We start from the raw sequence: 21,805 nt of genomic DNA, 5'->3' as shown, positions 1-21,805 counted from the left end.
ACCCGATGAGCATTGCCCCGAATGAAATTCAGGCCGTGCGCGGCCTGATCGCGGCCCACAAACGCTGGGACCACGTCTTTGCCATCGGCGCCTTGCTGGCCATGATGTTTTGCGTGCTGGTGCTGCTGGCGCTGATTTTGTCCATGCTGGTCGACGGCTATCACCGCCTGACGCCCGAGTTTTTCACCCACTTCCCGTCGCGCTTTGCCGACCGATCCGGCATTCTGTCGGCCTGGGTCGGCAGTTTTCTGGTCATTACCGTCACCGTGCTGACGGCGGTGCCGGTGGGCGTGGCCGCTGGCATCTACCTGGAAATCTACGCCAAGCGCAATTGGATGATGGACTTGATCGAAATCAACATCACCAACCTCGCTGGCGTGCCGCCCATCATCTACGGTTTGTTGGCGCTGGGTTTGTTCGTCCACATATTGGGTTTGGGCCAAAGCATCCTGACCGCCGGCCTGACCATGGCGCTGATGATCCTGCCGGTGATCATCATGAACACGCGCGAAGCGATCCGCTCGATTCCGCAGCACATCCACGAAGCCGCCTACGCCTTGGGCGCCACCAAAGGCCAGGCAACGCGCGACCACTTGCTGCCCTACTCCAAGGGCGGCATTCTGACCGGCGTCATCATCGGCACCGCCACCGCCATCGGCGAAACCGCGCCGCTGATCACCATCGGCGCACTCACCTTCATCGCCTTCCTGCCGCCGGCCCCGATCACCGACGCATTCCCCTTCATTTCCTTCGCCTGGCTTTTGGACCCGTTCACCACGGTGCCGATCCAGATGTTCAACTGGGTTTCGCGCCCGTCCCCCGCTTTTCATGAGCTCGCCGCTGCGGCCGGCGTGGTCTTGATGCTGATTACCCTGACCATGAACGCCCTGGCGATCTGGCTGCGCTACCGCTACCGCAAGCGCATCCGCTGGTGACCCGCGTTTGGCGCGCTGCCAAGAACCCTGCCCTGTACGCAAGCGCCCATGCCCCCTAGGCCGCTGCCCCACCCCACCACGAAAGCCCTTAGCCTTGAAACCCACTGCACCGACAGAAGCCAAAGCCGTGGCCCAAAACCTCAGTTTTTATTACGGCAACGGGGCCCAGGCGCTCAAGTCGATCAATCTGACGCTGGCCATGAACAGCGTGACCGCGCTCATCGGCCCTTCGGGCTGCGGCAAAAGCACCTTTTTGCGCTGCTTCAACCGCATGCACGACCTGTATCCGGGCAACCGCTACGAGGGCCAGATCCTCATCAACCCCGACCACATCAACATCCTCAGCCCGGAAATCGACCCGATCGAGGTGCGCATGCGCAACTCGATGGTGTTTCAAAAACCAAATCCGTTCCCCAAATCCATCTACGAAAACGTGGCCTACGGCTTGCGCGTGCGCGGGGTGCGCCAGCGCGCGCTGATCGACGACAAGGTCGAGGAAGCGCTGCGCGGCGCCGCGCTCTGGGACGAGGCCAAGGACCGGCTGCACAGCCTGGCCTACAACCTCTCGGGCGGGCAGCAGCAGCGCCTGTGCATCGCGCGCGCGCTGGCCACCGACCCCGAAATCCTGCTCTTCGACGAACCGACCTCGGCGCTGGACCCGATCGCCACCGACTCGATCGAAAACCTGATCGGCCAGCTCAAGAACAAGGTCACGATCCTGATCGTGACCCACAACATGCACCAGGCGGCGCGGGTATCGAACTACACCGCCTTCATGCACATGGGCGAACTGGTCGAGTTCGGACCGACCGACATGATCTTTACCACACCCAAGCAAAAGCGCACCGAAGACTACATCACTGGGCGCTACGGCTGATTGGCGCGGCGCCCTGGATGCATCAGGGTTTTTACTGATATAAATCCGCGAACGCTGGCTGCTCGAATCCGGTCTGAGCCGTTACACTTGCCTGTACCAATATACACGACAGGGTATCAGGTCCATCAGTTTCAATCGGAGACGCGTTCATGCAACCATCCCCCATCGGCCGGCGCCGCCTTCTGGCCGGGTTCGCCGCCACCCCGCTGGCTGCCGCCTTGGCAGGCGCCAGCGCCAGCGCCCAGGCCCGGGTGCGCACCCAGGCCCACATCGTGATCGCCGGCAGCGGCGCCGGCGGCATCGCCATTGCCAACCGGCTCGCGCGCGGACTCGAGGGCGCGCGCATCACCATCATCGACGGCCGCGAGCAACACCTCTACCAGCCCGGCTGGACTCTGGTGGCCGGGGGCATCTGGCCCGTGGAGCGCGCGGTCTTGCAGCACAACAGCCGCTACCACCCGCGCGGCATCGAGTGGGTGAAGGACTACGTGGCCGAATTCGACCCCACGGCCAACACCGTCGTCACCCGCGGCGGGCAGCGCATCCGCTACGACTTTCTGGTCGTGGCCACGGGCTTGCAGCTCAACTACAAGGCCATCGCCGGCATGGACGAAGCGGCACTGGGGCAAAACGGCCTGACTTCGGTCTATGCCAGCCCGCAAGCCGCCGCCAGCACCTGGAAGCTCATAGACGCGTTTCGCCGCACCGGCGGGCGCGCCGTCATGACCGCACCCCATACCCCCATGAAGTGTGCCGGGGCACCGGTCAAGGTCACCTTCTTGCTCGACGACCGGATGCGCGAAGTGGGGACGCGCGAGCGCGCCGAGATCAGCTACCACACCGGCGGCGCGGCGCTGTTCGGCGTCGATGTCTATCACCAAGACATCGGTCGTCGTTTTGAGCGCCTCGGCATTGCGCACCACCTGCAACAGCGCCTGACCGGCATCGACATCGGCGCCCGGCGCGCCACCTTCAGCACCTTCAACGCCGGCCAACCCACCGGCGAAGTCAACACGGTCGATTACGACTTCATCCACGTGGTGCCGCCCATGAGCGCCCCAGACGCGGTGCGCAACAGCGACCTGTCTTGGAAGGAAGGCCCCTTTGCCGGCGGCGGTTGGCTCGAAGTGAACCGCGAAACGCTGCAACACCGGCGCTTCCCCAACGTATTCGGCATCGGTGACATCAACGGCACGCCGCGTGGCAAAACCGCCGCCACCGTCAAGGGCGGGGCGCCGATCGTGGCCGGCCACCTGATTCGGGCCATCCAGAACCAGGCCCCAGATCAGAAGTTCAACGGCTACACCTCCTGCCCGCTGATCACCCGCGTGGGTTCGGCGCTGTTGGTCGAGTTCGACCACGACGGCAACTTGGTGCCCACGCTGCCTCTGATCGATCCGCTGCAAGACAGCTTCTTTGCTTGGGTGATGAAGGTGCGCCTGCTCAAACCCGCCTACATCGCGGTGCTCGACGGCCGCGCCTGACCTCCATCAACCGAAAAGAGAGACACCCACCATGCTGTACAACCTCTGGCTTGGCCTGAACATCGTTTACGAAATCCTGCTCCCCATGCTGTGGCTGCTTGTCTTGTTGGCTGTGGCTTGGAGCGCCACACTGGTGCTGGCGCTGCTGCGCGCACCCAAGGGCCAGTGGCGCAAAACCTTGCCCACCAGCGGCGCCATCGGCGCCATCGCCATGGTGCTGGCCTTCGTTTTGTTCCCCGGCGTGGCCGGTTCGAGCTTTGCCGATGTCAATCAATTTGCCGACTGGTTGTTCGTGATCGGTACGGCGGTGGGCATCGGTGTGGCGCTCTGGGTGCTCACTTGGCCTGCGCTGACTTGGTTGAAAAAGTCGGCTTGAGGCCGCCGTACGCAAGCGCCGGGTTTGGGCAGCGCGCTTGTTTACCCATGGTGCTGCGCCCCTGAGCGCTGAACGGCGCTGAACGGCACCGTTCAGCGCCGATCGGCCAGCGCGTGGGCAATGGTGCCCAAGTCCACGTACTCGAGCTCGCTGCCCAGCGGCACGCCGCGCGCCAGCCGGGTCACTTTGATGTCGCGCCCCTTGAGCGCTTGGGTGATCAGGTGCGCGGTGGCTTCGCCTTCGGCGGTGAAACTGGTGGCCAGCACCAGTTCGCGCACCGCATCCCCTTGGGCGCCTTGCAGGCGCTCGAGCAGGCGCAACACACCGTTTTCTTGCGGCCCCAGCGCCGCCAGCGGGCCGAGTTTGCCCATCAGCACAAAGTAGCGCCCTTTGTACACGCCGGTGCGCTCCAGCGCCGCCTGGTCGGCGGGGGTTTCGACCACGCACAGCAGGGTGTCGTCGCGCGCTGGGTCGGTGCAGGTGGGGCACAGGTCGGCGTCGGTGAAGGTGTAACAGCGCGTGCAATGGCGCAGCTCGGCCACCCCGCGCGTGAGCGAGCGCGCCAGCTCCAGCGCGCCATCGCGGTCGTGTTGCAGCAGGTGAAAAGCCATGCGCGAGGCCGTCTTGGCCCCCACCCCGGGCAGGCCTTGCAGCGCGCGCAACAGCGACTCGAGCGCTTTGGCCATGCTCTGCCGATCGCGCTTGCTTAACTTAAAAAGGCAGCTTGATGCCGCCCGGCAAGCTGGGCATGCCGGCGCTGAGTTTGCCCAGTTTTTCCTGTGAATTTTCCTCAACCCGGCGCACAGCGGCGTTGAAGGCAGCAGCGACCAAGTCTTCGAGCATGTCTTTGTCCTCGGCCAGCAGGCTGGGGTCGATGCTCACGCGCTTGACGGCGTGCTTGCCGTTCATCACCACCTTGACCAGACCAGCCCCGGATTCGCCCGTGACCTCGAGCGTGGCCAGCTCGTCTTGGGCCTTTTTCATGTTTTCCTGCATGGCTTGCGCCTGCTTCATCAGGCCGGCCAGTTGTCCTTTGTTGAACATGGGTTTCCTTTGTTTGGAGGGGGGATTTGGAAGGGTTTTGAGGGGATTGTCGCAAACCGCTCGTGGCTCAGAGCGCTTGCAAGCTGCCGGGCACGATTTTGCCGCCAAAGTCGCGCAGCATAGACTGCACGAAGGGGTCTTGCAGCAAGCTGTCGTGCGCGGCTTGCAAACGCGCCTGCGCAGCCGCAGCCGCGCGCTGGGCGGGGGTGTCGTGCGCGGGGGCGATTTCCAGCTCCAGCCTCACCGCATGCCCAGCCTGCGCCAGCGCCGACTGCAGCCGCTCGCGCGCGCTGCCATTGGCCAGCGCCGCCTGCGCCACGCGCAGCGTCCAGCAGCCGGGTTCGCGCCGCACCAACTCGGCCTGCAAGGCCAGCTCGCGCGTGAGCGCCGTCACCGCCTCGCGCTGCACCAAGTCGCTGACCACGCTCTGCCAGAAATCGGGCAGGGGGGTGGGGGCTGGGGCTGGCAACGGCGCAGGTGCAGGCAAAGGTGTTGCAGCCGCCCGCACCTGCCCCGCCGCACCAAGCGGCTCAGCGCTTTTCAGGCTTTTTTTTTCCACCCCTTCGGGCCTGAAGGCCAGCAGCCGCAGCAGCACCATGTTCAGCGCCGCGTATTCGTCCGGGGCCAGCCCGAGTTCGGCGCGCCCGTACAGGCACAGGCTATAGAGCAGTTGCGTCTGGTCGGGGGGCAGCAAAGCCGCCAGGCGGGCGCAGTCGGCGTCTTCGGGGTCGTGGGGCTGCAACTGCGCCGGCACCGCCTGCAGCACCGCCATGCGCTGCAGCAGGCCCACCATCTCTTCGAGCGCCGATGCGGCGGCATAGCCTTGCAGACGCAAGGCCTGCACCGTCTGCACCACGCTGGCGCCGTCTCCGGCGGCCAAGGCTTCAACCAAGCGCAGCGCATGGCCGCGCTCCACCGCGCCCAGCATCTGGCGCACCGCCGCCTCTTGCAGCTGCCCAGCGCCAAAGGCGATGGCTTGGTCGGTCAGGCTCAGGGCATCGCGCATCGAGCCGCGCGCGCCGCGTGCCAGCAAGCGCAGCGCACCGGCCTCAAACGGCACCTGCTCGGCCTGCAGCACCTGCTCCAGGTGCTGCTGCACGGTCGCGGGCGGCATGGGGCGCAGGTTGAACTGCAGGCAGCGGCTGAGCACCGTCACCGGCACCTTTTGCGGGTCGGTGGTGGCAAGCACGAACTTGAGGTAGTCCGGCGGCTCCTCCAGCGTCTTGAGCATGGCGTTGAAGGCGTGCCCGGTGAGCATGTGCACTTCGTCGATCATGAACACCTTGAAACGCCCCTGCACCGGCTTGTAGACCGCTTGCTCCAGCAGCGCCTGCACCTCATCGACACCGCGGTTGGAGGCGGCGTCGAGCTCGGTGTAATCGACGAAGCGCCCGGCGTCGATCTCGCGGCAGGCCGGGCACTGGCCGCAGGGTTCGGCCGTGATACCCCCGGTGCCATCGGGCCCGGTGCAGTTGAGCGACTTGGCCAGTATGCGCGACACCGTGGTCTTGCCCACCCCGCGCGTGCCGGTAAACAGGTAGGCGTGGTGCAGGCGCTGGCTGCGCAACGCATTGCCCAGCGCCTGCACCACGTGCTCTTGGCCCACCATCTGGGCAAAGTTCTGCGGCCGGTACTTGCGGGCCAAAACGAGGTACGACATGCGCCCATTCTATTCTCTGGCTTACAATCGGACCCGACGGGCCTTCCCGCATGGTGAAGCGGCCAACCGGGTCAGGTGGGGAACCAAGCAGCCCTAACTGTGAATCCAGTGCCGGGGTCGAGGCTCGTCACCCCCTATTCTTTCCCGATCCCGACCCACTTTCAACTGCAGCGACGCAACGACGAGGCAAACCCACATGGCCAACCCCCTGATCAAGCAAGTCACCGACGCCAGCTTCGATGCCGACGTAATCAAGTCCTCCCTGCCGGTATTGGTCGATTTTTGGGCCGAGTGGTGTGGCCCCTGCCGCACCGTCGCCCCCATCCTGGACGAGCTGGCCACCCACTACAACGGCAAGCTGCAGATCGCCAAGATGAATGTCGATGAAAGCCGCCAGGTGCCGGCGCAGTTCGGCATTCGGGGCATCCCCACGCTGATACTGTTCAAAGGCGGCAAGGTCGCCGCCACCAAGGTGGGTGCCCTCAACAAGGCGCAACTCAGCGCCTTCATCGACTCCAACCTGACCTGATCGGAGCCTCGCGCAGCCCACCCAGACCCCGTGCGCTGCGCGCTCTGCGTGCGGTGCCGGTGGCTGGCTGGCGAGCAGGTTGATTTCGTTCGCCTGCTGGGTGCAAGTCGGCTTTGGTGCCCAGGCAGCGCGGCCCCTGGCGCCCCTCCTGTGTGTTGGGCACATGTGCAGGGGGGTTTTTCCTGTCATAATCCGGCTGGCTCACCGAGCATGGCGCCCCTGCAGGCCCGCTCCAAACTGCCCGCCCCCTGAACTGCCCTGGGCTGCCGCTTCCCGGCTGGCCCTGTCTTGCAGAACGGCCCCTGATTCTCCCGTACCCCTTTCCCCGACTCCTCGCAGGAGCGCACCCCATGCATCTCAACGAACTCAAGGCCTTGCACGTCTCGGAAGTGCTCAAGCAGGCCGATGCGCTGGAAATCGAAAACACCGGCCGCATGCGCAAACAGGAGCTGATGTTTGCGATCATCAAAAAGCGCGCCAAAACCGGCGAGCAGGTGTTTGCCGACGGCGTGCTCGAGGTGCTGCCAGACGGTTTTGGTTTCCTGCGCAACATGGACACCAGCTTCACCGCCTCCACCGACGACATCTACATCTCGCCCAGCCAGATCCGGCGCTTCAACCTGCACACCGGCGACATGATCGAAGGCGAGGTGCGCACGCCCAAGGACGGCGAGCGCTACTTCGCCCTCAACAAGCTCGACAAGATCAACGGCCTGTCGCCCGAGCACAACAAGCACAAGGTGATGTTCGAGAACCTGACGCCGCTGTTTCCGCAGCAGCAGCTGCGGCTCGAGCGCGAGATCAAGACCGAGGAAAACATCACCGGCCGCGTGATCGACCTGATCGCGCCCATCGGCAAGGGCCAGCGCGGCCTGATCGTGGCCCCACCCAAGAGCGGCAAAACGGTGATGATGCAGACCATCGCCCACGCCTTGGCCGCCAATTACCCCGAAGTCACGCTGATGGTGCTGCTGGTCGATGAGCGCCCCGAAGAAGTGACCGAGATGCAACGCACCGTCAAGGGCGAGGTGATCTCCTCCACCTTCGACGAGCCGGCCACGCGCCACGTGCACGTGGCCGAAATGGTGATCGAGCGCGCCAAGCGCCTGGTCGAGCTCAAAAAAGACGTGGTGATCCTGCTCGACTCGATCACCCGGCTGGCGCGCGCCTACAACAACGTGCTGCCGAGCTCGGGCAAGGTGCTCTCGGGCGGCGTCGATGCCAATGCACTGCAGCGCCCGAAGCGTTTCTTTGGTGCCGCGCGCAACGTCGAAGAAGGCGGCTCGCTGACCATCATCGCCACCGCCCTGATCGACACCGGCAGCCGCATGGACGAGGTGATCTTCGAGGAATTCAAGGGCACCGGCAACTCCGAGCTGCACCTGGACCGGCGCCTGTACGAGAAACGCGTCTTTCCCGCCGTGCAGCTCAACCGCAGCGGCACGCGGCGCGAAGAGCTGCTGCTGGCACCCGAAATTTTGCAAAAAACCCGCATCCTGCGCCAGTTCATGTACAACATGGACGAGATCGAGTCCATGGAAATGGTGCTCAAAAACATGAAGCAGACCAAGAACAACCACGAGTTCTTCGACCTCATGCGCCGCGGCGGCTGAGGTTCGGGCGGTTGATCAGGTCTGTGCTCAACACCATGTTTGTGCCCAACACCACAGCCAGCGGTTATAATTCGAGTTTTGCGGAAAGTGCTGCCGGATGGGCCGGTAGTGGCTGCTGCGTTGTCCTTTGCGCCCCATTTGATAGGTAAAGCCATGAAATCCGGCATCCACCCCAACTACCGCGAAGTCTGCTTCGTCGATTTGTCGAACAACCAGCAGTTCGTGATCCGCTCCTGCGTCAACGCCCGCGAGACCATCAAGCTCGACGACGGGCGCGAGCTACCGCTCTACAAGCTCGACACCTCGAGCGAATCGCACCCTTTTTACACCGGCACGCAAAAGAGCGTGGACAACATGGGCGGTCGCGTGGAAAAATTCCGCAACCGCTTCGCCCGCACGGCCAAGTAAACTGGTCGGCCGCCTGCGTGCCACCGATGAGCAGCCGCAAGGCTGCTTTTTTCTTGGCTTCGGCAACCGCCACCTAAGCCAGTTTTAGCCACCCGTGAACCACCCCAGCCCCGCCCTCGTGAGCCAGCACGCCGCCCGGCGCTTGCCGCGCTGGGTGTTGTGGACGCTGGGGCTGCTCTACGTTTTGCCTGGCTTCATCGGCCGCGACCCGTGGCGCAACGCCGACCTGGCCTCGTTGGGTGTGATGCGCGAGCTCGCCGCCCACCCCGGCCAATGGCTGCACCCGCAGCTGCTGGGCGAAACGGCGCTGGGCATCGGCTGGCTGCCCTACTGGCTCGGCGCGTTGGCCATCTACGCCTTGCCGTGGCTGCCCGCCCACCAAGCGGCCCAGCTGCCCTTCATGGCCTTGCTGGCCCTGACCCTGATCTCGACTTGGTACGCCGCCTACCACTTTGCGCGCCAGCCCGGTGCCCAGCCGGTGGTTTTTGCCTTTGGCGGCCAAGCGCACCCCACCCACTACGCCCGCGCCTTGGCCGACGCCGCCTTGTTGGCTTTGATGGCCTGCCTCGGCTTGGCCCTGCTGGCGCACCAATCCAGCGTGGATGCGGCGCGACTGGCCTTTGTGGCGCTGGGTCTGTGGGCCTACGCGCGCAGCTTTCATTCGGAACTGCGCTTAAGCACCACCCTAGCGCTCTGGGGGCTGGCCATGGCTGGCTTGGCTTTGAGCGGCGCGCCGGGCATCGCCCTGTTGCTGCTGCTCGGCGGCGAGTGCGCGCGCTGGTGCGGCATTTCCAACCCAGCCAAACCCTCGCAAGCGCTGCGCGGCTCTATGGCCGGCTTGGCGCTGGTGCCCGCCGCTCTGGTGTACGCGATCGGCTGGCCCGCTGGCTGGCTGGACTGGCCCGGCATCCTGCCGCACTGGCAGCTTGGGGCTTCGTGGGAGAGCTTGGCCCGGCTGTTGCTCTGGTTCACTTGGCCCTGCGCCCTGCTGGCCGCTTGGACGCTGTGGAAGTGGCGCCGGCAATGGCGCAGCCCACACTTGCTGCTGCCTCTGTTGTGGCTGCTTGGGCTGCTGCTGGCAACCTTTGTCCACCGCGGCAGCGACCGCATCTTGCTGCTGGCGCTGCCGGCCTTGGCGCTGCTGGCGGCCTTTGCCTTGCCCACCCTGTCGCGCAGCGCCGCCGCTTTGATCGACTGGCTGGCGATGCTGCTCTTTAGCGCCTCGGCGATCATCATCTGGATCATCTGGGTGGCCATGATGACGGGCGTGCCCGCCGAACCGGCCGAAAACGTGGCCAAGCTGCTGCCTAATTTTGTGCCGCAATTCGAAGCCCATCTGTTTGCACCAGCGGCCATCCTCACCTTGGCGTGGCTGGGTGTGATCGCCTGGCGCACCGGCCGCCACCAACCCGCGCTCTGGAAAAGCCTGGTGTTGTCGGCCAGCGGGATCACGCTGTGCTGGTCGTTGCTGCTCACGCTCTGGTTGCCAGTGCTCAACCACGGCATGGGGCTGGCGCCCATCAGCCAGCGCGTGGCCGCCCTGACACCGGCGCAGCAGTGCGTGCTGGTGCACGGGCTGGCGCACGAACAAATCGCCGCCTTGCAGTACCACGGTGGCCTGCGCGTGCAGCGCATCAGCGGCGGTGCGGCCGATGCTCACTGCCCGCGCTTGGTGGTCAGTTCCGAAGCCTTTGTGACCCTGCACCCACAGATCAACCTGCGCCAGTGGCAGCTGCTGCGCGAGGAGCCGCGCCTGCGCCCAGGCCGCGACGTCTGGCTGGTGTTCGAGCGCCGCCCAGGTGACCCAACCCAGCAGTAAGCCCGGCCACACCACGCCGCGAGCGCAGCCACAAGCTAATCGCTGTGGTTCAGCACCCGGCTGGGCGGCAAGATGATGCGAAAAGTCGAACCTTGGCCCGACGCGCTCTCGATCTGCACCTGGCCGCCATGGCGCTGCGCCACGTGCTTGACGATCGCCAAGCCCAGCCCCGTGCCACCGGTTTCGCGCGAGCGGCTGCGATCGACACGGTAAAAGCGCTCGGTCAGGCGCGGCAGGTGCTCGGCCTCGATGCCCGGTCCGTCGTCGCTGACATAAAAACCGGCGCCGCCGTCGCTGTTCAGGGTCCAGCCGGCGCGCACCTGCGCGCCCGCCGGGGTATGGCGCACGGCGTTGTTGAGCAGGTTCGACATGGCGCTGTGCAACTCGGGGCGCGCGCCCGCAATCAGAAAAGACGGGCCGCTTTGGGCCAGCACCTGATGGGGACCGCTGCCCAGCACCTCCGACAGCGCCTGCGCCTCGCTGACCACCTGCTGCAGCATGGCTTGAGCGTCGATCCACTCGCCCACACCGGGCACCGGGCTGCCTTCGAGCCTTGATAAGGTGAGCAGATCGCTGACCAGGCTTTGCATGCGCTGCGCTTGGGTGCTCATCAATTCGAGGTACTCGCGCCGCTCGCTGGCCGACAGATCCAGCGTTTGCAAGGTCTCGATAAAACCGCTGACCACGGTCAGAGGGGTGCGTATTTCGTGCGACACATTGGCCACGAAATCGCGCCGCATGGCTTCGGCCAACTCAACCGCCGTGATTTCGCGCGTCAGCATCAGACGCCGCCCCTTGCCGTAGAGGTAGAGGTTGATGGAAATGCGCTGCGGGTGGCCCGGGGTGGCGTCGCGGCCATCGATTTCGACCGCTTGGGCGTAATCGCCCTGCACCAGATAATCGATGAATTCGGGTACGCGCACCAAGTGCCGTATGGGTTGCTTGAGATCGCGCTTGGGGTCAAAACCCAAGTGCTGGGCGGCCGTGAAATTGCTCCACTCGATGGCCGCAGATTTATCGAGCAACACCACGCCGATGGGTGAGGCCTGAATGGCGGCCAAAAATTCCTGCAACCGCGCCTCGCTCTTGCGCGCCTTGCGGTTCAAGGCCTTGAAGGACTTGCGCGCACGCTCGACCACCTCGGCCCAGACGCCCACGGCAGGCGGTGGCGCGGCAGCGCTGCCATGACGCAACCAATCGAGCACGCGCCGCGCCCGCAGCGCATCGAACACGAACCACAGCAGCGCCCCGCAGGCGCTGCCCAATATCGGCAGCCAACTGGCAAGCCCAAACGCCGCTGCCAACGCGCCCGCAACCAGCGTAAACGCCAGCAGCTCGAGCAGGCGTCGCATCATGCCTCGGCAATGTCGGGTTTGGGCTTGGCCTTGATGGGGTTGGCCGTGATGCGGTACCCGGCGCCACGCACCGTCTCGATCATGGCGCCGGCAGCGCCGAGCGACTCGCGCAGGCGCTTCACATGCACATCGACGGTGCGCTCTTCGATGAACACATGGTCGCCCCAGATGCGATCCAACAAAAAGCCGCGTGTGTGCACCCGCTCGGGGTGCTTCATCAGGTAGTGCAGCAGCTTGAATTCGGTCGGGCCGATCTTGAGCTCGCTGCCGCTCCACATCACGCGGTAGGTCGAGGCATCCAGCGTCAAATCGCCCAATTGCACCGCATCGTTGACGATCTCGGGTGCACGGCGCCTGAGCACCGCGCGTATGCGCGCCAGCAACTCCTGCGTGGAAAACGGTTTGGTGACGTAATCGTCGGCCCCGGCATCGAGCCCCTGCACCTTGTCGGACTCTTCGGTGCGCGCGGTGAGCAAAATGATCGGCACCGTTTTGATGCGCTCTTGCAAGCGCCAGCGCTTGGCCAACGCCACCCCGCTCTCGCCGGGCAGCATCCAGTCGAGCAAAATCACGTCGGGCAGCACCGCATCGACTTCGCGCTGCGCCGACTCGCCATCAAAGGCCACCGTGGGTGCAAAGCCATTGTGGCGCAGGTTGACGGCAATCAGTTCGGCGATGGCCGGCTCGTCTTCGACCACCAGCACCCGTGGGAGCTTTCTCATTGCAGGGCCGACTTCCTTTCCTCTTCGCTGGTGTGGCGCACGTCGGCGCCTTTGACGACGTAGATTGTGGCTTCGGCGATGTTCTTGGCGTGATCGCCCACGCGTTCGATGGCCTTGGCCAAGAACAACAGGTTGAGGCTGGCGCCGATGGTGCGCGGATCTTCCATCATGTAGGTGATGAGCTTGCGCGTGTAGCCGGCATAATCTTCATCGAGCCGGTCGTCCAGATTGATGACTGCATTGGCCGCGTTGGCATCGAGCCGGGCAAAGGCATCGAGGGTTTGATGCAACTGCTCGATCGCAAATGTCAAACTCGCCTCGAGATCCCCACAGGGCAAGGCGCGCGGCGCCCCGGCCTGAATGTGGGCCCGAATGAGCTTGGCAATGCGCGCCGCCTTGTCGCCCACCCGCTCGAGGTTCATGACCACACGCGACAAGGCCACCAGCAAGCGCAAGTCGCGCGCCGTGGGCTGGCGCCGGCTCATGGTGCTGGTGATTTCGTAATCGATTTCGACTTCAAAATTATTCACCAGCGCCTCTTGCTGGAGCACCTGCTGCACGGTCTCGAGGCTGAGGTGATGCAAGGCGTATATGCACTGGCGCAGCTGGGATTCGACCAAGCCGCCCATTTCGAGCATGCGGGCGGTGGCGTGGGCCAGTTCGGCTTCGAACTGGCTGGAGAGCAGTTTTTCACTCATGATCAACCAAACCTTCCTGTGATGTAGTCTTCGGTCTCGGTGCGCTTGGGCTTGAAGAAAATCTGTTCGGTGGCGCCGTACTCCATCAGCTCGCCCAAGTACATGTAGGCGGTGTAGTCGCTGCAACGCGCCGCCTGCTGCATGTTGTGGGTGACGATGGCGATGGTGTAGTCTTTTTTGAGTTCGTGCACCAGTTCCTCGACCTTGCCGGTCGAGATCGGGTCCAGCGACGCCGTGGGCTCGTCGAGCAGCAGCACCGAGGGCTTGACCGCCACGCTGCGCGCGATGCACAGGCGCTGCTGCTGCCCGCCCGACAGGCTCAGGCCGCTTTGCTTGAGCTTGTCTTTGACTTCGTTCCAGAGTGCGGCTTTGCTCAGGGCCCACTGCACGCGCTCGTCCATGTCGGCGCGGCTGAGTTTTTCGTAGAGCTTGACGCCAAATGCGATGTTGTCGTAGATCGACATCGGAAACGGCGTCGGTTTTTGGAACAACATGCCGATGCGCGCGCGCAGCAGGTTCAAGTCCTGCTTTTCGTCGAGGATGTTTTGGCCATAAAAGCTGATCAAGCCCTCGGCGCGCTGGCCCGGGTACAGGCTGTACATGCGATTCAGGGTGCGCAGCAGCGTCGATTTGCCGCAACCCGAGGGGCCGATAAAGGCCGTGACCTTGCGCTCGATGATGTCGAGGTTGACGGTTTTCAGGGCATGAAAGCCGCCGTAGTAAAAGTTGAGGTTGCGCACCTCGATGGCGTTGCGTGGCTCGATAGAGGCTTCAGACATATACGAATTTCCAGTTTGCAGAAGGACTTAATTTAGACTTTGACGCGCTCACGGAACAAAATGCGTGCCGTGATGTTGATCGCCAGCACCGTCAAGGTGATGAGCAAAGCGCCCGCCCAAGCGAGCTCGTTCCAGTTGTCGAATGGGCTCATGGCCATGTGGTAGATCCAGACCGGCAGGTTGGCCATGGGGCCGTCCATGTCGAGGGTGAAGAACTGGTTGTTGAGCGCGGTAAAGAGCAGCGGCGCGGTCTCGCCACTGATGCGCGCCAGCGCCAGCAGCACGCCGGTGATGACGCCGGCGCGGGCGCCGCGCAGCACCACCATGGTCGCCACCTTCCAGTGCGGCGCGCCGAGCGCGAACGCGGCCTCGCGCAAGCTGCCGGGGATCATGCGCATCATGTTTTCGGTGGTTTTGATCACCACCGGAATGGCGATCAGCGACAGCGCGATCATGCCGGCATAGCCCGAAAAATTGCCCATGGTCATGACCACGACCGCAAACACGAACAAGCCCAGCACCACCGACGGCGCCGAGAGCATGACCTCGTTGACGAAGCGCGTGACGCTGGCGGTCTTGTTGGCGTCGCCAAACTCGGCCAAGTAAATGCCGGCCAAGACACCGATCGGGGTCGAGATCAGCACCGCGCAGCCGACCATGATCAAACTGCCGACGATGGCGTTGCGCAAGCCGCCGCCGGGCGTGCCGGGCGCGGGTGTGTCTTGGGTGAAGATTTCCCAATCGAGGGCGTAAAAGCCATTGGAAAACAGCACGAACAAAATCCAGACCAGCACCGCCAGCCCGATCAACGAGGCGACGCCAGAAAAGGCCATGATGGCAGCGTTTTTGCGCCGGCGCTGGTTGTAGAGCGATTGGTTGATTTGCATATCAGTATCCTTTGCTGCCCTTGCCTTCTTCGACCCGCAAAATCAGCAGCCGCGCCAGCGCCAGCACCACAAAGGTCAGGATAAAGAGCAGGAAACCGAGCGCAAACAGGGTGTGCATGTGCATGCCAAAGGACTCGGCAAACTCGTTGGCCAGCGCCGAGGTGATCGACACGCCCGGCGCGTTGATGGTCTCGGGGATGCGGTGTGCGTTGCCGATGACGAAGGTCACGGCCATGGTCTCGCCCAGCGCGCGCCCCAAGCCCAACATCACGGCCCCGACCACGCCCTTGAAGGCGTAGGGCATGACCACATGGCGCACCACTTCGGTGGTGGTGGCACCCAAGCCATAGGCCGATTCGCGCAGGATTTGCGGCACCACTTCAAACACGTCGCGCGTGACGGCGGCCATGTAGGGCAGCACCATAAACGACAGGATGATGCCGGCGGCCATAATGCCCAGCCCGTTGGGCACGCCGCCAAAGATGGCGCCGATGATGGGCATCCCGGCCATCAGCTCTTGCACCGGAATTTGAAAGTAGTCGGCAAACAGCGGCGCAAACACGAACAGGCCGAACATGCCGTAGATGATGGACGGGATGGCGGCCAGCAGCTCGACCGCCGTACCCAGCGGCCGGCGCAGCCAGACCGGGCAGGTTTCGGTCAGGAACAGCGCGATGCCAAAGGCCAGCGGCACGCCGATGATCATGGCAATGGCCGAAGTGGCCAAGGTGCCGATGATGGCCATGAGGGCGCCGAACTGCTCGTTGACCACGTCCCACTCGGCGGTCCAGATGAAGGCAAAGCCGAACTCGCGAAACGCCGGCCAGGCGTTGATGAACAAGGTGACGATGATGCCGATGAGCGCCATCAGCACCAACACGGCAAAGGCTTGCGAGACGCGGTAAAAAAGGGCATCGTGCAGGCGCTGGCGCTTGGCGATGGCGAGCACGTGGGGGTGTCCCAAGTCGTGCGCTTGTACAGGGGTGGACATAGGGGGGTCGAGCGTCGTAGCGGAACTGGCGCTTATCATAATCAGTCCAGACTTAAAAAGAGCAAACCGCCGACCGCCCAGAGGACGGCACGGCGGGTGCAACACAGCTGCGGCACGACAGACGCACGGCAGCGGCGGCAGTGGCAACGGCGCTTAAGCGCGGCGAATCTGGTTCCAGACCCGGGTCCGAATGGCTTCGGCCAAGGTGTCCGGGATCGGCACGAAGTCCATCTCCAGAGCCAAGGCGTCGCCGTTGCGGAACGCCCAGTCGAAGTAGGCCAGCACGGCGTTGCTTTCGGCCACGTTGGCCGGCTGCTTGTACATCAGGATGAACGAAGCCGTGGCCATGGGCCACGAGTTGGCGCCAGGGGCGTTGACCATCGACACCCCCATGCCCGGCACGCTGAACCAGTCGATGCCGGCGGCGGCGGCCGAGAAGGTGCGGTCATCGGGCTGGACGAAGTTGCCGGCGGCGTTCTGCATCGCCATGTGCGGAATGTTGTTGCGCCGTGCGTACGAGAACTCGACGTAGCCGATCGCCCCGCGGGTGCGCGCCACGATCGCCGACAGGCCTTCGCTGCCGCGGCCACCGATGGACGAAGCCGCCGGCCAGCGCACGGTGGCACCGCGGCCAATGCTGCTGGCCCACTCCGGGCTCACGGCCGAGAGGTAGTCGGTGAAGACGAAGGTGGTGCCCGAGCCGTCGGCGCGGTGCACCACGGTGATGCCCTGGTTCGGGAAGGTGCGGCCGGGGTTGACGGCGGCGATGCGCGGGTCGTTCCAGTTGACGATGCGGCCGCTGAACATGTCGGCCAACAGCTGACCGGTCAACCGCAGCTCGCCAGGGCGAAAACCTTCGAGGTTGAACATGGGCACGACGCCGGCGACGATGGCCGGAAACTGCACCATGCCGTCGCGCTCGAGCTCGGCGCCCGGAACGGGAGCGTCGGTGGCACCAAAGGCGACGGTGCGGGCGCGAATCTGGCGGATGCCGGCCGAAGAGCCGATCGACTGGTAGTTCAACTGCACGCCGGTCGCGGCGCGGTAGGCTTCGGCCCAACGCGAGTAAATCGGGAACGGCAGCGAAGCGCCGGCGCCGGTGATGATGGTCGAAGCGGTGGCCAGCTTGGTAAAGCCGCCGGTCATAGCCAGCGCAGCGGTGGCAGCCACGGTTTTCAGGAAAGTGCGTTTCATCGGGTTCCTTTGGAGGAAGGTTTAAGGGGCGTCCACGATCCTACGCAGGAATTATGGCAGTTTTGTGACAGACTCTTGAATTTTTGGCCACGAAGTGTCACAAATCGCCCCTAACTAGCGGTTTCCCCTGATCTTTCTCAGATGACAAACGCGTGAAATCCCCGTTCGACTGGGTTACAGTAGCGCCATTGCCGCCCAGCCGCCCTTTGGTGGCCGGGTTTTTACATCGATTACCCCCAGGAGCACCAGTGCCGACCCATCACAAGGACCGCAGTGCCGAGCCCCGCAGCATTGCCGCCAACCACCCGTTCGAGCACCAGACCCCAAGCCGCCCGAAGCAAGACTCGCGTTTGGCCGACGCGCTGGCTTTTCTGCGCGGATTCATGGCGCAACCGATGTCGGTGGCCTCGGTGGTGCCCAGTTCGCCCTATTTGGAACAAGGCGTGGTGCGCGCCTGCGACCTGGCGCGTGCGCGCTGCGTGGTCGAACTCGGGCCCGGCACCGGCGGCAGCACGCGCGCGCTGCTGCGCGCCATGTCGCCGCAGGCACGGCTGCTGGCGATCGAGCTCAACCCCGAATTCTCCAACCGGCTGCGCCAGCGCAACCAGGACCAGCGCCTGCTGATTCAAGAGGGCAGCGCCGCCGACCTGGGCCAGCACCTGGAGCGCTGGGGCCTGCCCGCGCCCGATGTGGTGGTCTCGGGGATTCCGTTTTCCACCCTGCCGGTGCCGGTGGCCCAGGGCATCGTCGCCGCCATCAAGGCCCACCTGGCCCCCGGTGGACGATTTGTGGCCTACCAGTTCCGCGCCCACGTGGCCAGTTACACCACGCCAGTGATGGGCGAACCCAGCTTCGAGTGGGAATGGCGCAACGTGCCGCCGATGCGCGTGTTTCGCTGGCAGCAGCCCCAGGCACGCGCCTGAACGCGGCCGCATGAGCGGCCGCATGTGCGGCCGCAGCAGCGGGCACAATCGCGTGCCATGAACCTGCCGCCGCTGTTTGAATTGTTGGCCTTGCTCGCGGCCGCCGTGGCGGCGGTGGCGCTGTTTCAGCGCACCGGCATCCCGGCCAGCCTGGGCTATCTGGCCGTCGGTGCCCTGCTCGGGCCCTACGTCGCTGGCCTGATCAGCGACACCGAAACCATCCGCCTGGTGGCCGAGTTCGGCATCGTGTTCCTGCTGTTCACGATCGGTCTCAATTTTTCGCTGCCGCAAATCTACGCCCTGCGCCACAGTGTGCTCTGGCTCGGCACCGGGCAGGTGGCGCTGACCACGGCACTGGTGGGGCTGGGCGGCTGGGCGCTAGGGCTGGACCCGGTGGCGGCCTTCATCCTGGGGGCGGTGTTCGCCCAATCTTCGACTGTGATCATCGCGCGCCAACTGGCCGAGCAAGGCGAGGAGCACACGCGCCATGGCCGACTCGGGCTGGCGCTGTCGGTGTTCCAGGACGTGACCGCAGTGCCGTTCGTGGTCGTGATTCCGGTGCTGGGCCTGGCGGCGGCTGGCGGGGTGGCGCAGCCGCTGGCGCTGGCGCTGGTCAAGGCGCTGCTGGCCTTTGCCCTGGTCTATCTGGCTGGGCGCTGGCTGCTGCGGCCGCTGTTTCACGCCGTGGCGGTGCGGCGTTCGGCCGAGCTGTTCACCCTCACCGTGCTGCTGGTGTCGCTGGCCTCGGCCGCGATCACCGACAGCCTCGGGCTGTCGCTCGCCTTTGGCGCCTTTCTGGCCGGGATGATGCTGGGCGAGACCGAGTTTCGGCACCAGATCGAGTCCACCATCCGCCCCTTTCGCGACGTGCTGCTGGGGCTGTTTTTCGTCTCGATCGGCATGCTCATCAACCCGGTCGCGCTGTGGGCGGTCTGGCCCTGGGCGCTGCTGGGCGCGCTGGCGCTGCTAGCCACCAAGGTAGCGCTGGTGTTTGCGCTGGTGCGTCTGGGCCGCTACAGCCGCCGCACCGCCTTGCGCACGGCGCTGACGCTGGCGCTGGGGGGCGAGTTTGGTTTTGCCCTGTTGGCGCTGGGCTTGGGCAGCGGCGGCATCGACGGCGCCACGGCGCAGATTGCGCTCGCCTCGGTCTTGCTGAGCCTGATTGCCGGCCCGTTCCTGATCCGCTACAGCGCCGAGCTGGCCGCGTTCGTGCTCGGGCCCGAAAGCAGCGCTGCGGCCGGGCCCGGCGCTTGCGACGGCACTGCGGCGGCCCCGAACCAACCGGGCGCGGCGCTGCAGCAGCACGTGATTTTGTGCGGCTATGGCCGCATCGGCCAGAGTGTGGCCAACTTCCTGGAGCGCGAGGGCATCGCGCACGTGGCGCTGGACCTGGACGCGGAACTGGTGCGCGAAGCCCACGCCGCCGGCGAGCCGGTCTATTACGGCGACGCCGCCGACCCGACGGTGCTCGAAGCCGTGGGGCTGACGCGGGCGCGCTTGCTCATCATCAGCTACGACCACCCGGCGGCGGCGCTCAAGCTGCTGCAACAGGTGCGCAACCTGCGCCCCGAGCTGCCGGTGATGGTGCGCACGCGCGACGAAAGCCACGTCGAGGCGCTGCGCGCGGCGGGTGCGACCGAAGTGGTGCCCGAAACGCTCGAAGCCGGCATGATGATGGTGGCGCACGCCCTGACCCTGCTCGACGTGCCCATGACGCGCGTGCTGCGCCGCCTGCGCGAAGCGCGCAGCGACCGCTACCGCCTGCTGCGCGAGCTGTTCCAGGGCGACCCGACCCTGGCCGGCGAAGACCCGACGCTGGCGCATCTGCACTCGGTGACGCTGGCACCGGGTTGCTGGGCCGTGGGCCAGCGCATAGGCGCGCTCGAGCTGGCGGCGGCGGGGGTGGAAGTCAACGCCATCCAGCGCGGCGGCCAGCGCCTGCTGCAACCAGCGCCCGATTTCGAGTTGCAGGCCGACGACGTGGTGGTGTTGTTTGGTCCGGCGCAAGCGCTGGCGGCGGTGGAAGCGCGTTTGTGCGCTTAGCATGTCGATGCGTCATTTTGATGACAGTGCAGGATAATCCGAGCCATGAACTGGGAAAACCTCACTTTGGCCGCCGGTGGCCTGGCGCTGTTTCTGTTTGCCATGCTGCTCATGACCGAGGGCCTGAAGGCCTTTGGCGGCGCCGGGCTCAAGCGCTTGCTCGGGCGCTGGACTTCGACGCCGGTGCGCGGGGTCGCGGCCGGCTTCGTGGTCACGGCGCTGGTGCAGTCGTCGAGCGCCGTCACGGTGGCGGCGATCGGCTTCGTCAACGCCGGGCTGATGAACCTGCGCCAAGCCTTGGGCGTGATTTTTGGCACCAACGTCGGCACCACCATGACCGCCTGGCTGGTGAGCCTGGTGGGCTTTGGCTTTGACATCGACGCCTTTGCCCTGCCCATCATCGTCGTCGGCGTCGCCTTGCGCCTGCTCAGCGCCGAACTAAGGCGCCAAGGCCTGGGCGATGCACTGATCGGCTTTGGCCTCTTCTTCATGGGGCTGGACTTGCTGCAACAGGCCCTGGGCGGCGTGGCGACGGGCTATGGCGAGGGCGCGCTCGCCGGCGGCATGGGCGCGCACTGGGCCACGGCGCTGCTGCTGGGCTTTGTGGTGACGGCGCTGGTGCAGTCTTCCAGCGCGGCGGTGGCTTTGATCTTGACCGCGGCCACGGGCGGCCTGATCGACCTGCCCACCGCAGCGGCGGCGGTGATCGGGGCCAACGTCGGCACTACGGCCACGGCGGCGCTGGCAGCGCTCAAGGCCACGGCGGCGGCGCGGCGCCTGGCGCTGGGGCACATTGCCTTCAACGTGATTACCGGCGTGGTGGCGCTGCTGCTTTTGCCGCTCATGTTGTGGCTGATCGACTGGCTGGCCAGCGCGCTGAGCATGGAAGACAGCCCGGCCGTGTTCCTGGCGCTGTTTCACACCGTGTTCAACGCCATGGGCGTGCTGCTGCTGCTGCCCTTCGTGGGCCGACTGGCCGACTGGCTGGAGCGTTTTTTCGCCGCCACGACGACGAGCTGGCGCGCCCGCAGCACCTGGACCACACCTTGGCCAGCTCGCCCGAACTGGCGCTGGGTGCGGTGCGCGCCGAGCTGCCGCGCCTGCGCGCCGCCCTGGCCAGCGTGGCCACGGCGGCGTTGCAAAACCAGAGCCAAGCCAGCAGCGCTGCCGAGGGCGCGCGCCAGCTTGCCAACGCCATCACCGACTACATAGCCAGCCTGCGCGCCGAACGCATGCCGCGCTCGGTCTCGAACGAGCTCACGCTGTGCCTGCGCGCCACGCGCTACTTCGACGAAGCCGGGCGCATGGTGCCCAGCGCGCTGCGCCTGGCCGAAACGGCGGCGCAGCCCGCCCCGCCCGCCGCCCTGCCGCCGCTGCTGGCGCAGGCGCTGGCCTGCCTGCAAGCGCCCTGCAACCAGAACGCCGCCGCACTGGCCGCCTTCGAGCGCGGCTACCAGGACGGCAAGGC

21 protein-coding genes, 1 tRNA gene and 1 other RNA gene are annotated in these 21,805 nt (G+C 65.3%); 13 read left to right on the top strand and 10 right to left on the bottom strand.

Annotated elements, in window-relative coordinates:
- Positions 1 to 5 precede the first annotated feature (5 nt).
- The 4 genes from pstA (AAAZ40_RS05980) to AAAZ40_RS05965 all read left to right on the top strand — a co-directional run bounded on the left by pstA (AAAZ40_RS05980) (position 6) and on the right by AAAZ40_RS05965 (position 3,672).
- Complete coding sequence (gene pstA, locus AAAZ40_RS05980; RefSeq protein ID WP_476661629.1) at positions 6 to 935, top strand: phosphate ABC transporter permease PstA; 930 nt, start codon at positions 6 to 8, stop codon at positions 933 to 935.
- Positions 936 to 942: 7 nt separating this feature from the next.
- Entirely contained in the window at positions 943 to 1,812 is an 870-nt protein-coding gene (gene pstB, locus AAAZ40_RS05975; protein WP_476661628.1) for a phosphate ABC transporter ATP-binding protein PstB, read from the top strand.
- A 149-nt stretch (positions 1,813 to 1,961) separates the two neighbouring features.
- On the top strand, positions 1,962 to 3,296 hold the full coding sequence (locus tag AAAZ40_RS05970) for an NAD(P)/FAD-dependent oxidoreductase (protein ID WP_476661627.1): 1,335 nt from the start codon (positions 1,962 to 1,964) through the stop codon (positions 3,294 to 3,296).
- A 31-nt stretch (positions 3,297 to 3,327) separates the two neighbouring features.
- Positions 3,328 to 3,672, top strand: coding sequence for a DUF5368 family protein (locus tag AAAZ40_RS05965; RefSeq protein ID WP_476661626.1), 345 nt, complete (start codon positions 3,328 to 3,330; stop codon positions 3,670 to 3,672).
- A 92-nt stretch (positions 3,673 to 3,764) separates the two neighbouring features.
- On the opposite strand, the gene recR is transcribed toward AAAZ40_RS05965, so the two are convergent.
- From recR to dnaX, 3 genes are all read right to left on the bottom strand, one after another.
- Complete coding sequence (recR, locus tag AAAZ40_RS05960; protein WP_476661625.1) at positions 3,765 to 4,358, bottom strand: recombination mediator RecR; 594 nt, start codon at positions 4,356 to 4,358, stop codon at positions 3,765 to 3,767.
- Between the two features lie 25 nt (positions 4,359 to 4,383).
- Complete coding sequence (locus tag AAAZ40_RS05955; RefSeq protein ID WP_045535694.1) at positions 4,384 to 4,716, bottom strand: YbaB/EbfC family nucleoid-associated protein; 333 nt, start codon at positions 4,714 to 4,716, stop codon at positions 4,384 to 4,386.
- 67 nt (positions 4,717 to 4,783) lie between these two features.
- Complete coding sequence (dnaX, locus tag AAAZ40_RS05950) at positions 4,784 to 6,376, bottom strand: DNA polymerase III subunit gamma/tau (protein WP_476661624.1); 1,593 nt, start codon at positions 6,374 to 6,376, stop codon at positions 4,784 to 4,786.
- Between the two features lie 35 nt (positions 6,377 to 6,411).
- Here dnaX and ffs point away from each other — a divergent pair.
- From ffs to AAAZ40_RS05925, 5 genes are all read left to right on the top strand, one after another.
- Positions 6,412 to 6,508, top strand: an RNA gene (ffs, locus tag AAAZ40_RS05945) — signal recognition particle sRNA small type.
- Between the two features lie 64 nt (positions 6,509 to 6,572).
- Positions 6,573 to 6,905 (top strand): thioredoxin TrxA, encoded by a 333-nt coding sequence (trxA, locus tag AAAZ40_RS05940; protein ID WP_476661623.1) that lies wholly within the window; start codon positions 6,573 to 6,575, stop codon positions 6,903 to 6,905.
- A 350-nt stretch (positions 6,906 to 7,255) separates the two neighbouring features.
- Entirely contained in the window at positions 7,256 to 8,518 is a 1,263-nt protein-coding gene (gene rho / locus AAAZ40_RS05935; RefSeq protein ID WP_476661622.1) for a transcription termination factor Rho, read from the top strand.
- Positions 8,519 to 8,671: 153 nt separating this feature from the next.
- Positions 8,672 to 8,926, top strand: a complete 255-nt coding sequence (locus tag AAAZ40_RS05930) for a type B 50S ribosomal protein L31 (RefSeq protein ID WP_045535699.1) — start codon at positions 8,672 to 8,674, stop codon at positions 8,924 to 8,926.
- Positions 8,927 to 9,020: 94 nt separating this feature from the next.
- Positions 9,021 to 10,745 carry a hypothetical protein gene (locus AAAZ40_RS05925; protein WP_476661621.1) on the top strand — a complete coding sequence of 575 codons (1,725 nt, stop codon included), beginning with the start codon at positions 9,021 to 9,023 and terminating at the stop codon, positions 10,743 to 10,745.
- A 35-nt stretch (positions 10,746 to 10,780) separates the two neighbouring features.
- Here AAAZ40_RS05925 and phoR read toward each other — a convergent pair whose 3' ends face one another.
- The 4 genes from phoR to AAAZ40_RS05905 are packed head-to-tail and all read right to left on the bottom strand — an operon-like array spanning position 10,781 to position 13,984.
- Positions 10,781 to 12,100 (bottom strand): phosphate regulon sensor histidine kinase PhoR, encoded by a 1,320-nt coding sequence (gene phoR, locus AAAZ40_RS05920; RefSeq protein WP_476661620.1) that lies wholly within the window; start codon positions 12,098 to 12,100, stop codon positions 10,781 to 10,783.
- Entirely contained in the window at positions 12,097 to 12,822 is a 726-nt protein-coding gene (phoB, locus tag AAAZ40_RS05915; RefSeq protein WP_476661619.1) for a phosphate regulon transcriptional regulator PhoB, read from the bottom strand. Before phoB ends, phoR begins: the two co-directional genes overlap by 4 nt.
- Positions 12,819 to 13,520, bottom strand: a complete 702-nt coding sequence (gene phoU / locus AAAZ40_RS05910; RefSeq protein ID WP_476661618.1) for a phosphate signaling complex protein PhoU — start codon at positions 13,518 to 13,520, stop codon at positions 12,819 to 12,821. Before phoU ends, phoB begins: the two co-directional genes overlap by 4 nt.
- A 2-nt stretch (positions 13,521 to 13,522) precedes the next feature.
- The gene (locus tag AAAZ40_RS05905) at positions 13,523 to 13,984 is read right to left on the bottom strand and encodes a phosphate ABC transporter ATP-binding protein (RefSeq protein ID WP_148311821.1); all 462 of its coding nucleotides are present in this window, start codon (positions 13,982 to 13,984) and stop codon (positions 13,523 to 13,525) included.
- Between AAAZ40_RS05905 and AAAZ40_RS05900 the strand changes: the two genes are divergently transcribed.
- Positions 13,952 to 14,057 (top strand) — tRNA-OTHER (locus AAAZ40_RS05900). The two genes, AAAZ40_RS05905 and AAAZ40_RS05900, sit on opposite strands and share 33 nt — an antisense overlap.
- 274 nt (positions 14,058 to 14,331) lie before the next feature.
- Here AAAZ40_RS05900 and pstA (AAAZ40_RS05895) read toward each other — a convergent pair.
- From pstA (AAAZ40_RS05895) to pstS, 3 genes are all read right to left on the bottom strand, one after another.
- Entirely contained in the window at positions 14,332 to 15,186 is an 855-nt protein-coding gene (gene pstA / locus AAAZ40_RS05895; protein ID WP_045535707.1) for a phosphate ABC transporter permease PstA, read from the bottom strand.
- Position 15,187: 1 nt separating this feature from the next.
- Entirely contained in the window at positions 15,188 to 16,177 is a 990-nt protein-coding gene (gene pstC / locus AAAZ40_RS05890) for a phosphate ABC transporter permease subunit PstC (protein ID WP_476661617.1), read from the bottom strand.
- A 153-nt stretch (positions 16,178 to 16,330) separates the two neighbouring features.
- Positions 16,331 to 17,371, bottom strand: coding sequence for a phosphate ABC transporter substrate-binding protein PstS (gene pstS / locus AAAZ40_RS05885; RefSeq protein ID WP_476661616.1), 1,041 nt, complete (start codon positions 17,369 to 17,371; stop codon positions 16,331 to 16,333).
- A gap of 248 nt (positions 17,372 to 17,619) precedes the next feature.
- Here pstS and AAAZ40_RS05880 point away from each other — a divergent pair, with 248 nt between their 5' ends.
- Genes AAAZ40_RS05880 through AAAZ40_RS05870 form a run of 3 tightly spaced genes read left to right on the top strand, consistent with a single transcriptional unit; the run spans position 17,620 to position 21,549 of the window.
- Complete coding sequence (locus AAAZ40_RS05880; RefSeq protein ID WP_476661615.1) at positions 17,620 to 18,294, top strand: class I SAM-dependent methyltransferase; 675 nt, start codon at positions 17,620 to 17,622, stop codon at positions 18,292 to 18,294.
- A gap of 57 nt (positions 18,295 to 18,351) precedes the next feature.
- Complete coding sequence (locus AAAZ40_RS05875) at positions 18,352 to 20,337, top strand: monovalent cation:proton antiporter family protein (protein ID WP_476661614.1); 1,986 nt, start codon at positions 18,352 to 18,354, stop codon at positions 20,335 to 20,337.
- A 45-nt stretch (positions 20,338 to 20,382) separates the two neighbouring features.
- Positions 20,383 to 21,549, top strand: a complete 1,167-nt coding sequence (locus tag AAAZ40_RS05870) for a Na/Pi cotransporter family protein (RefSeq protein ID WP_476661613.1) — start codon at positions 20,383 to 20,385, stop codon at positions 21,547 to 21,549.
- Positions 21,550 to 21,805 lie beyond the last annotated feature (256 nt).

Source organism: Serpentinimonas sp. SMBJO2 (genome assembly GCF_056341105.1).
The sequence above is the reverse complement of the archived record's forward strand: the minus strand, read 5'-3'. Positions and strand labels throughout refer to the sequence as shown.